At 48.7% G+C, this 11,825-nt stretch carries 9 protein-coding genes and 1 pseudogene; 7 read left to right on the top strand and 3 right to left on the bottom strand.

From position 1 onward, the window contains the following. Positions 1-305: 305 nt before the first annotated feature. From K7X24_RS19730 to K7X24_RS19745, 4 genes and pseudogenes are all read left to right on the top strand, one after another. The gene (locus K7X24_RS19730; protein ID WP_411961357.1) at positions 306-974 is read left to right on the top strand and encodes a carbonic anhydrase; all 669 of its coding nucleotides are present in this window, start codon (positions 306-308) and stop codon (positions 972-974) included. Further along, the gene (locus tag K7X24_RS19735) at positions 971-2,440 is read left to right on the top strand and encodes a SulP family inorganic anion transporter (RefSeq protein WP_224557948.1); all 1,470 of its coding nucleotides are present in this window, start codon (positions 971-973) and stop codon (positions 2,438-2,440) included. Before K7X24_RS19730 ends, K7X24_RS19735 begins: the two co-directional genes overlap by 4 nt. 414 nt (positions 2,441-2,854) lie before the next feature. Further along, a complete protein-coding gene (locus K7X24_RS19740; protein ID WP_224557959.1) occupies positions 2,855-4,882 on the top strand; it encodes a S8 family serine peptidase in 2,028 nt (675 codons plus the stop codon). A gap of 278 nt (positions 4,883-5,160) precedes the next feature. Beyond that, positions 5,161-5,694: pseudogene (locus K7X24_RS19745) on the top strand (HNH endonuclease); the annotation flags it as partial. 68 nt (positions 5,695-5,762) lie between these two features. Here K7X24_RS19745 and K7X24_RS19750 read toward each other — a convergent pair. The 3 genes from K7X24_RS19750 to K7X24_RS19760 are packed head-to-tail and all read right to left on the bottom strand — an operon-like array spanning position 5,763 to position 9,175. Beyond that, entirely contained in the window at positions 5,763-7,106 is a 1,344-nt protein-coding gene (locus K7X24_RS19750) for a HEAT repeat domain-containing protein (protein ID WP_224557961.1), read from the bottom strand. A 40-nt stretch (positions 7,107-7,146) separates the two neighbouring features. Beyond that, positions 7,147-7,935 carry a nucleotidyltransferase domain-containing protein gene (locus K7X24_RS19755; protein ID WP_411961356.1) on the bottom strand — a complete coding sequence of 263 codons (789 nt, stop codon included), beginning with the start codon at positions 7,933-7,935 and terminating at the stop codon, positions 7,147-7,149. Positions 7,936-7,939: 4 nt separating this feature from the next. After that, complete coding sequence (locus K7X24_RS19760; RefSeq protein ID WP_103157560.1) at positions 7,940-9,175, bottom strand: RtcB family protein; 1,236 nt, start codon at positions 9,173-9,175, stop codon at positions 7,940-7,942. A 191-nt stretch (positions 9,176-9,366) separates the two neighbouring features. Here K7X24_RS19760 and rtcR point away from each other — a divergent pair, with 191 nt between their 5' ends. The 3 genes from rtcR (at position 9,367) to K7X24_RS19775 (ending at position 11,733) form a co-directional block, all read left to right on the top strand. Continuing rightward, the gene (gene rtcR / locus K7X24_RS19765) at positions 9,367-10,944 is read left to right on the top strand and encodes an RNA repair transcriptional activator RtcR (RefSeq protein WP_224557970.1); all 1,578 of its coding nucleotides are present in this window, start codon (positions 9,367-9,369) and stop codon (positions 10,942-10,944) included. A 160-nt stretch (positions 10,945-11,104) separates the two neighbouring features. Next, on the top strand, positions 11,105-11,374 hold the full coding sequence (locus K7X24_RS19770) for a hypothetical protein (protein WP_224557972.1): 270 nt from the start codon (positions 11,105-11,107) through the stop codon (positions 11,372-11,374). A gap of 14 nt (positions 11,375-11,388) precedes the next feature. Further along, on the top strand, positions 11,389-11,733 hold the full coding sequence (locus K7X24_RS19775; protein WP_224557974.1) for a type II toxin-antitoxin system RelE/ParE family toxin: 345 nt from the start codon (positions 11,389-11,391) through the stop codon (positions 11,731-11,733). The last annotated feature ends 92 nt before the right edge of the window (positions 11,734-11,825 follow it).

Here is an 11,825-nt window from a genome sequence, read left to right on the forward strand (position 1 = left end):
ACTTTATACAAAAAGGCTTGCCGATAAGGATATAAATTGCAATATCAATGCAACATTAAATACCTAACCTCAAAGAAGGTTAAGTAAAATGGTTTTTTATTATCATAAAGAAACAAATCACAACCAATTGTTTTAAAAGGATTAAAATGAAATAAAAATTATATAGAAAACAAATAACAATATAAGAAAAGTCTCAATAAACGTCACAATTTAGAAAACACCAGAACTAAATTTAATTATGCCTAACTTAATTAAGTGAAGGCTAATAGTTGATGATTCCGTTTTCCTTCCCAACTGGGCGGGAAATATCCCTGTGTTTTCTAAAGAGAGAGTTTAATTTGACGACATTAAAACCCCTATTAGCCAAAAATCGCAGTTGGGCTACGTTGCGCCGCCAACGCCATCCCCACTATTTCAGAAAGCATACGCAGGGCCAGACGCCCCACTCGCTCTGGATCGGCTGTTCAGACAGCCGAGTGCCTGCCGAAGTGCTGACGGGTTCTGCGCCCGGCGAGCTTTTTGTTCACCGCAACATCGCGAATATGGTGGTGGCAGACGACGATAACTTCATGAGCGTGCTGCAATATGCCCTCGAATACCTGCATGTTTCTCGCATCGTGCTCTGCGGCCACTATGGCTGTGGAGGTGTTCAGGCGGCGGTTAACCTGCCCGAAATGGGGCTTGCTCAGGAGGATTCAGCCCTTTCACGCCGCATCACAGATTTGCGTCAGGCGCTTTCGCCGCATATTGCCGCTTCGCAAGATAGCGATGCCGATGAAAGCACGCGCCAGAATCAGCTGGTGGAAGCCAACGTGCTGGCACAGTTCGCCCACCTGATCGCCTGTGAGCCGGTGCAGAAAGCCTGGCGCAATGGCGTTGAGCTTGATGTTTTCGGCTGTGTCTACGACCTGCATAGCGGCCATCTGAAAGAACTCATCCACCGTCACGCCCAGAAACAGGAGTCATCCCCATGAACCTGAGTACACTCCGATATGATATCCCCGCGGGGCTCGTCGTCTTCCTTGTTGCCCTGCCGCTGAGCCTCGGTATCGCGCAGGCCAGTGGTCTTCCTCCTTTTGTCGGTCTATTGACCGGCGTCGTCGGCGGTATCATCGTCACCCTGTTCAGCCCCTCTCGCTATGCCGTCAGCGGCCCTGCCGCCGGTCTGGTTACTATCGTCTCCGGCTCTATCGCCAGTCTGGGATCGTTTTCAGCTTTGCTATTGGCGATCATGCTCGCAGGGGTGCTGCAATGCATCATGGGCCAGCTGCGCGCCGGACGTTTTATTACGCTCATCCCCGGCACCGTGATTAAAGGCATGCTGTCTTCTATTGGCATCCTGCTGATTATTCAGCAAATTCCACTTGCCTTCGGCTCGGACGGTGAGGACGATCTAAAATCGCTCTTCGACACTTCCGAACCCGGATTTTCCGCCAGCGCGCTGACTGTCTGTCTAGTCGGGCTGGCGATTCTCTGGCTTTGGACCACCAAGCCCGTGCAGAAAATCAGCGCATTGAGCTGGCTCCCCGGCCCGCTGGTCGCCGTGCTATTTGGCGGATTATTTACCGTCTACGGCGATCGCCTATCCTCCGAAATGGTCGATAACCTGCCGCGTATTGTTCTACCGGAGTTTAGCAGTCTGGAACAGTTGATGGGAGAGATGATCCGCCCTGACTGGCAGGCGTGGAAGAACCCGGCGGTTTATGTCATCGCGGTGACTTTGGCGCTGGTGGCGAGTCTGGAAACGTTGTTAAGTCAGGAAGCGCTGAAGAAAATTCGCCCGCAACACCCTGCGCCCTCACCGGATAAAGAGATGCGCGCGCAAGGTATCGGGAACATGCTCAGCGGTTTTCTGGGCGGATTGCCGATTACTGCTGTGATCGTACGCAGCTCCGTCAACGTCAACGCCGGTGCGCGTACCAAGTTCTCCATCCTGCTGCACGGCGTGCTGCTACTGCTTTGCGGCCTGTTCATGACCGATTTGCTCAACGTCATCCCGCTTGCCAGCTTGGCAGCCGTGTTGCTGTATACCGGCTATAAGCTGGCTTCTCCGCAACAATTCCTGCTGCTGTGGCGTCAGGGTTTACAACAGTTCGTACCTTTCGCGGCGACCGTTATCGGAATCATCGTGTTTGGGATGCTGGCAGGCATCGGAATTGGCATCGTAACCCAGTTGGCTTTTAGCATTTATAAAAGCCACCGCAACGCGATGCAGCTCACACGCTACGGCGATCACTTTGTCCTGAGCTTTCAGCAGAACCTGACATTTGTGCATAACCCGCGTCTGCAAGGCTTGCTCAACAAGATCCCCGCCAACAGCGTCGTGATTGTGGAACACGACAATGCAGACTACATCGACCCCGATGTCCGCACGATGCTGGAAGATTTCCGCGAAAATGCGCAAGAACGCGGCATCAAACTCAGCCAGTGGCCGGTTTGACGCACTCATTATAGTGAATGACTGCAACGCCCTCAGCAGAGGGCGTTATTTTATCTTGCTAAATAGCTTTGCATAATAGCGTTGCACTTGCTGAAGGCCCCCCCACAAGTACTGGCCTCGCATGGTGAGAAGTGAAGCATCAATGTGTAACGTTATTTAGAAATAAACACTGCCGTTGATGTAATAATACCAGCCATATGGGCTATTCACTTCTAAATCCGCTCCAATATACTTAATTATTAATCCCTCATTGATTTTCTAATAATCAGCTGTAGGAAAATTGTTGTCTATTTGCTGAAAACCCAAAGTCTTAAAACGCTTTTAAGGCTCAAACAGGCATAACCATCATAGTAATTTCACATTTAAATAACTTACCAATGCTTTTATTTACACTTAAAAAACGAGGTTATCAAAATGAAATTAGAAATAATTAAATACATAGATGTCAATACAAACAAAATACTAGTAAAAGCATCTGAAAGCAACCAACAGGAGAAAACATTCAAATTATTTATTAATAATTTATTTGTTAGCTCAGTAAATACAAAAAATTCAAACTTGTTATTTAATGTCAACGAAGTTGGCACCTATACTGTAGAGATGTCATTTGCAGATGATAAGGAAGAACATCATAGCATTCGCTCAAATGAGGTTATTTTTCACGATCTGGCTGCAGTTAATCCGTTGAGATATGAAAAAGCGAATGAAAATAAAAAAATTAAAACAATAGATATAAAACATGATGATATAGAAGTATATTATTTGGAAATAAAAATTAAAAAAGGTAATTATGAAAACCTTAAAAGACTTAGAATCATTAATAACCCACTGACATTCACCCCACTTAATATTAGTTTAGAAAACATTGACATTGATGATAATGCACATCAATTTGAATATATTAAATATGATGGCGAGTCCAATTTTGAAAAACTACGTGAACTAGCAGAAAAAATAGAAGATCTAGATTTTGTAGAGTATTGTAGCGTTACACCAAATACGAGTAATTATCTGCCACCAAAAGAATTGCATAACGTAAATTATGATACTGAACATGATACTTTTTCTACTACCCCATCATTTCATGCACTGCAAACCTATCTGAATGAACCTCGAGGCATGAATATTATAAAAGCCTGGAATAAAGATATCAATGGTTCAACTGTCGTTATTCGACATTTAGATTTTGGTATTTATCGAAATCATGAAAATTTTAAAAATTCTAATATAACCGTAGTTCACAGTCGTCCTGAAACAGAAGACTGTAACCACGGCACTGCATCAACTGGATGTATTGTCGCGGCAAAAGAGAGCTTTGGCGTTACAGGTATTGCTCATGCTTGTAAATACTACTTTTATGATACTGGCGATCTAGATCTTATCGTAAGAGATAGTCAACCCGGAGATATTGTAAGCCTCGACATTCAGTTTTCATCTAATAATAAATTATTACCAGTCACATCCTCAAAATCCTGGTGGGACAAAATAGATATTTTGATAAAAAAAGGAGCAACAGTAATTCTGGCTGCGGGTAACGGAGGATTAAATTTAAGTTTACCTAGTGTTATGACAAACTATGGTGACAATGGTAGTATGCTGGTTGGTGCATGTACCCATAACTCTGGTAGGAGAGTTGGCTTTTCCAACTATGGCCACGAAACCTCACTTATCAATTCATGGGGAGACTGGAGCGTCGCCACTACGGGATACGGAGGCCTCCAGTCAGATGGCGTTAATCGGAGTTATACTGGCACATATTCAGGGACATCAAGCGCAACACCATTATGTTCAGGTGCAATTGCACTACTGCAAGATTACTCTAGGAAAAAATATAACTCTATTTTATCACCATGGAAGATGAGAGAAATTATTTCTCAGTCTGATTACAACGAAGGTGTTTCTGATGGTATTGGACATAGACCAAACATTAATTATTTGCTCCAAAAAATTGATATAATCAACTCTCACTCAATAGCAAACAAATATCCAAATAATTTTATAAATAATGCATATTGTATCTTACTCAATTTATATACAGATAAAAACTCAGAAGATAATTTTGAATTTAACTATGATGAATCAAATATTGACTCTGTTGGGTTCATATGCGCTTATAAGGAACAAGGACCGTCTGAATTAGGGTGGTCAGACTATGGAAAGACAAATATATATATTCCTGTAGTAGACTCAAATAATAATATAAATACACTTTATCTTCAAGTAAGCAAAAAAGATCTTTGTGGAACACGCACAATGAATAGTACAGGAAGGTGTGGATCCAGCACACCCAATAAATTCGAATTATCTTTTGAATACAACCAAGAAGACAATAAATATCTCCCCAAAGGATCATATAAAGGAACGCTGCCTTTATATGCAAAATCATGGTTTACAGATAAAAACTACCGTCTTAACGTTTTGGTAAATATAAGAATTAACTAGCTCACTACTGACTTTAATGGCTCGCTATTAAAAGTGTGGCGAGGCAGTGTTCCTAATAGCACTAAACCTCGCCATTACAGTTAACCTATCGGTGTGGGCTGTATTCGACCTCCTAGCTAAATAGTTTCTTCCCATCGGTACTATTTTAATAGGGTAATCAAAAATCGCACTGAACCTTTTCCATACACACCAATTATCCAGCCACAGGCAAGCACATGCATTTTACGTACTGACCTGGCATAGTTAACCGAATGCGCTAACGAACGGACGGAAAACGCATGGCTGCCACCAACCATTGGACGCGGGATCAGTTGCCGTTTGGCAAGTTCGATAAGCAGAATAAAACTATCGTTCATTACGCAACGTTGATTAACCGCACGCCCTCTACGCTGGCAATGAAATTGTCGAATCTCGCCAGCCTCGATCCGTTTATTATCGATTCTGGCCGCACCGGTTTGCGTGACGCATCCAACGCCGACCGAACGCTGTGGCAAGAGATGGACAGCAATCCTGAGTTATTTGAACAGCAGTGCCAACAGGTAATGGTATCGCTCGAAGCCAGCATATCGGGAGCGACAACCGTGCCATCACCATTACGGGCCAATGAGAGCGACATCCGCAATTATCATGGCGGCGAGCGCCTCGCACAGATTAAAATGCGTATTGGTCAGCAGCTATTCCGCAAACGCGTGCTCAGCAACTACGGCGAACGCTGCTGCGTAACCGGATTGGAAGAACCTATGTTGTTGGTTGCCACCCATATTCAGCCGTGGAAAACAGCAGCAGAGCATCGCCTCAATCCTAATAACGGCCCCTGACTGTCCAACCTGTCGCAGATGGCATACCATCGTGAGCATATTTTTTTGGCGCAGGGATAACATCAGCCATACAAAAATAGGGCGATATACGGGCTTTCACGCGAGATGACGTTCGGATGTTCATCCAGTTGCGTCCGCAAACGCGCCTGCTGCCGTGCATTCGGCAGAATGCCCGAACGGTTGAAGCACTGTATCCAGTACGCCACGCCAGCCTGCGTTAGCATGGCATTTTCTGGTTTAGCGTTATCCAGCAAGAACACCAGCCAATCCCATTTGTTCAGCTTGTGCGCTAGAAAGTAGTACACCTCAATGTGTTCTCTGGAAGACACACTTTCCAGACAACGTTGAAGCTCAGGCAGCGACAGATAAATTTTCTGCTGGTAAAACAGCTTCCGCGCAACCTTTGCAATAGCCAGCGAGGGGTGACGCAGAGAGGCTAACAGCTGCTCACGCGCGTCGTCACCAGCACACAGAATGAGAATGCGCAGGGCGCTGTAATAAAGGCTAGGATAGCGCTCGTCCAGATTTCGCTCCGCCAGCGCCATAATACCTTCATAGCGATGCTCATCCAGCCCCCAGAGCGTGATTTTGCGCACTGTGACGGTATTCGCCCGATCCAGTGCCGCAAGATAATGCGCAACCGGATCGCCGTTTCGTTCTCGCAGTAGCGTTGAGGCCCGCTGACGTACCAATGCGTTCTTATCAAACAGTAAGGCAACCAGTTGAGGCTCAGGCACAGGGAACGCATTGTCTATCACGTACTGCAACGCCACCTGCTTGATGGGTGCGAACGAGTCTTTCAACAGAATGGTCAACGCGTCGTGATCGACGTCCTTGTCCGCACTTAGCAGATATCGCGCCGCGTTCGCCCTGACTAACGGATCGCGATGCAACATCGCCTGACCAAAGATCTGCTTCAACGGGAACCGCTCACGCTCAGCGAGAATATCCAGTGATAATCGGGCAACGGTTTTGTCTTCCGAACACAATCCCGCCAGTAACGACAGCGCATGCGCCTCCTCGGACAGAAAGCTGACGATCTCATCCACCAACGGCTTATGATCTTCTCGCTGACACTGCAACAGCCAGAAAATGGCAGGCAAATTGGCGACAAAAGACGCGTTGTTATTCGGCGTTAACAGTCGCCGCACACTCTGCTTGGCAGCACGGCGCACCGGTTCCGCCCAATCGTTCACCCGTTCAATCAGCGCGGGTAATGCCACGACGTCGCCCATGAAGCCCAAACACAGCACCGCACGCTGCCGAATATGCCCGTTATAGTGACGCGTGAGTATTATCAGGTGTGACGCTGAACCCAGTGCATCACCCTGCGCAGGCTGATAATAGTTATCTGGCGAAACCACCAGCTTTTCTAACTGGTGTAGTAGTAAGTCGTATGATGCCATATTCCCTGCCCTCTTCTTTTTCCGTTGCTCGACAGACGCCTTACGCCATCACCACCCGGTACAGCAGCGTATCCAACATCGTATCGTCAGCAGCCTTACTGTCCAACACGGTCGCGCTACCAGAATCATTCAGCATTTGCGCGATGAACGCGTGGATAACGTCTCGACGAGGGCCGTATTCCGCCTCACCCGAGCGTTGCTTTATCGCCAGCAGTTGATGAATTTCAGCCAACAGGCGCGGATCGTCTACCGTTCCTGCGAGCAACTGCGAGAAACGCATGGGCGGCATACCTTTGCCTGCCTCTATCCAACGCACCGCCAGCAGCGGGCGCAGGACATAGAAATACTTTTTGAGGCGTACCGCGTCATCTTGCAGGTGACTACGAAAGTTCTTACGCGCCATCGACAGGTAGTGCCAACGAGCCTTGGACGGTGAGAACCACGTAGGCACTGCCGCCCGCAGTGCGGACGTCGCTTCCCGATCCTCCTGATAGACCACGGGCGAATCCAGCCATTCGATCAGCGTCGGGTTAGCTCGCTTGAGCAGGCCGAGCGCTTTACGCCATTCCCAGCCGCAGACGTCCAGCTCATCGTCGATAGGCAGTTCTATCACATCGCGCTGCGCTTCAACGCGTAAATACCACTCCGGCCGATGCACATAGAGAAAGCGCACATCGTAGTCACTATCTGTGGATGCAAATCCCCAGCCACGGCTACCCGACTCACAGGCATACAGCACTTTTACCTGATAACGTTCTTCTACATCCTGTAAGACTAATTTCACTCGCGTGCGCATAGCAGCATCAACACGATAATCGTTTTCCATCATGATCTTATCCTTTCACACACACCACCTGACGCAGTGTATGCACAATTTCCACCAGCGATGATTGTGCCGCCATCACCTTATCGATATCTTTGTACGCCATCGGGATTTCATCGATGACGTCGCTGTCTTTTCTACACTCGACGTGTGCGGTCGCACGGATCTGATCTTCCACGGTGAAGCGTTTTTTCGCGGCGGTACGACTCATCGTTCTCCCCGCACCGTGACTACAGGAACAGAAGCTTTCTTCGTTCCCCAGTCCGCGAACGATGAAGCTCTTCGCGCCCATCGACCCCGGAATGATCCCCATCTGACCTTTCTGCGCCGACACCGCCCCTTTACGGGTAATCAGCACCGATTCACCAAAGTGCGTTTCGCGTTGCACATAGTTATGGTGGCAGTTCACACCTTCCTGCTGGGTGGTAAACGGCTTAGTCACAATACGGGACAGCGCCGCCAACGTATGCGACATCATCACTTCGCGGTTATGACGGGCAAAATCCTGCGCCCACTCAACCGCTTCCATGTAATCGTCAAAATGCAGGCTTCCTTCCTCGAAGTACGCCAGATTACGGTCCGGCAGATTCGCAATGTGCTGCTGCATATCTTCCTGCGCGAGCTTGATGAATAGCGATCCAATCGCGTTCCCCACACCACGTGACCCGCTGTGTAACATCACCCATACGCGATCCACCTCATCCAGACAGATTTCGATAAAGTGGTTACCCGTCCCCAAGGTTCCCAGATGCTGATAGTTGTTAGTGTTCAGCAGCCGTGGATACTTATCCGTCAAACGTTTGAAACGCGGTTCCAGCAGCGCCCAATGCGCATCCACCGTCTGCGGCGGATTCTGCCAGGAACCGACATCGCGTTTGGAGCGCGACACGCTACGTCCGTGCGGCACTGCCCGCTCAATCGCGCTACGCAGCCCCATCAGGTTATCCGGCAGGTCGCTGGCCACCAGTGACGTACGCACCGCGATCATCCCACAGCCGATATCCACCCCCACCGCGGCGGGAATAATCGCGCCACGCGTTGGGATCACGCTACCAATCGTCGACCCTTTTCCCAGATGTACATCCGGCATTACCGCCAAATGTTTAAAAATAAACGGCATTTTGGCCGTATTCAGCAGTTGGTTACGGGCTTCCGGCTCCACGGGCACCCCCTGTGTCCACATTTTTACTGGCGCGCTATTCACTGGTGACATCATGTCGTAAGCCTGCGTTTTCATCTCTTCCATTTTTCATTCTCTTTGTTTGTCATTGTTCACCAGCAATATTGCGAAAGGCGTGCCAATTTTCCTTTTCAATCCCAAAAAAAACATAATGCATTGATAATTAACAAATAAAAAACACATCCCTGAAACTGGAAACGAAACAAAAGAACAGGTAAATTTATCCTATAGGATAATAATTTATATAAAGGTATAGCATGAAGCGTCGCGTCGTTATTGGTGTGTTGGGCACCACGCTGGACAAACGGGGTAAACGGGAGAATCGCTGGACGAAATGGCGACCGACTGTCGGCCTGTGTCAGCAGCCGGATTTTCCCGTCGATCGTCTGGAACTGTTGCACCAATCACGCAATGAAGGAATGGCACAGCAGGTGGCGGAGGATATCGCCGTGGTGTCACCGACTACGCAGGTCACGCTTCAGGCCGTTGAACTGCGCGACCCGTGGAATCTTGAAGAGGTCTACAGCGCCTTTCTGGACTTTGCGAGCCGCTACCCGTTCGATACCGAAAACGAAGAGTATTTCGTCCACATCACTACCGGTACTCACGTCGTACAGATTTGCTGGTTCCTGCTAACCGAAGCACGCTATCTGCCCGCCAAGCTGCTACAAACCGCACCGGGGGAAAAAGCAGATCGCCCAGCACCGCAAGGGATCTACTCCATCATCGATCTGGATCTCAGTCGTTACGCGACTCTCACCAGCCGCTTCCAACATGAGCAGGAGCGCTCTGTCTCGTTCCTGAAATCCGGCATTGAGACGCACAACACAACGTTTAACGCGCTAATTGACCAGATTGAACGCGTCGCGCTGCGGTCCACCGCGCCGATGCTCTTAACCGGCCCGACCGGTGCGGGTAAATCCTTTCTGGCACAGCGCATTTACCAGCTACGCCAATCCCGCCATCTGGTCAGCGGTCAACTTGTTGCGGTTAACTGTGCCACGCTGCGCGGCGACAACGCGATGTCGACGTTGTTCGGCCACGTAAAAGGCGCGTTTACCGGCGCGTTGCAGGCGAGAAACGGGCTGCTCCGTGAAGCGGACGGCGGGATGCTGTTTCTGGATGAAATCGCCGAACTGGGGCTGGATGAACAGGCAATGCTGCTAAAAGCCATTGAAGAAAAACGCTTTTTTCCGTTTGGCTCGGATAAAGAAGTTAGCAGCGATTTTCAGTTGATCGCTGGCACGCATCGCAACCTGCGCGAGTGGATCGCACAGGGAAAATTCCGTGAAGATCTCTATGCACGTATCAACATGTGGACCTTCCCTCTGCCGGGACTGGCGGAGCGTCGGGAAGATATTGAACCCAACATTGAGTACGAAATTCAGCGTTTCACACGCGATCACCAAGCGCAGATCCGCTTCGATAAAGACGCGCGACAGCGCTACCTCACCTTCGCTTGCTCACCACAAGCAGCGTGGCGCGGCAACTTCCGCGAGCTTGGTTCCTCCATCGCTCGCATGGCAACGCTGGCGGAACAAGGGCGCATCACCGTGGCACTGGTAGAGGAAGAAATCACGCGCCTGCGGGCCAGTTGGGAGAGCGACGCCCCGACAACCGCACTACCGCCCGAACTCGCCAGCATCGACCTCTTCGAACAGCGCCAGCTTGAAACCGTGCTTGATGTCTGCCGCACTTCCCATTCGCTCTCCGAAGCTGGCCGTCGCCTGTTCGCCGTCTCACGCCAGCAAAAACAAAAGCCCAACGATGCCGATCGGTTGCGTAAATATCTGGCACGTTTTGGGCTGAGCTGGGAGGGATTGAAACAGGTATAAATTTATCCTAAATTTATACCTTAACACGCAGGCTACGATATCATTACTCTGTTACCCTCGGGTAATAGCAAGATGGGGGTGATCGCTATACCACATGGCAGGGATCTATCGTCTATAGCCAAATTTACTATAATACATTGTTTTAATTAAGGTATGTGATATGAAGACCACAATGTCTCAGAAGTCGGCCCGTGAAGGCCTTGGCAACCCTGAACTGTTCCAGGGGGGCGTTTATGTAACGAAAAACGGCTCCGCAGAGCTCTTCGTGCAAACAGCGGCGGAACGGAAAGCAGAACTGCTGGAGAGAGAAAGAGAAAGACAATCTAACGCACTCTTGAAGCTGGTGATGACGGCCAAGAAAGAAATTAAAAACGGTCAGGGAATATCCGCAGAGGAAGCCCTACAAAAATTACGTGAAGCGCGAACGTAAAACAAGGAGTCAATTTGGCCAGTTCGTACACCATTAAAGTCGCTCCCACGGCTGTCTGGTCTTTGCAGGATGCTGAGTCTTATAAATCTCACTATATCGGTATTAAACAAGCCGCTATGTGGTCTGAGTCGCTGTTCTTATCCTCGATGCAGGCCATTTCTCAAGATCCTTTCCGTTACAGGCACAACGCCATACTATCCGATAAGGGAATCGCGCTCTGTGAACGTCTCTCAGTAGAAGATGACTTTCGCTGTTTGTATGATGTTGATGAAGAGAATGGGGTCATCGAGATCCTGCTTTTTGTCAGCATGAAACAGGATCTTGAGAAAATGCTTTATCGCTATTATGTGTTGAGCTGATTTCCCCCAATGAATAACGAGCGGTAAAGAGAACGTGTTCTGTCCAGTAAGAGTCATCTTATCCTCCCCTACAGGCAGCACATTTTCCTTGA

Origin of the sequence: Pectobacterium versatile, from assembly GCF_020166435.1 — a bacterium.
GTDB classification, from domain to species: Bacteria; Pseudomonadota; Gammaproteobacteria; order Enterobacterales; family Enterobacteriaceae; genus Pectobacterium; species Pectobacterium versatile.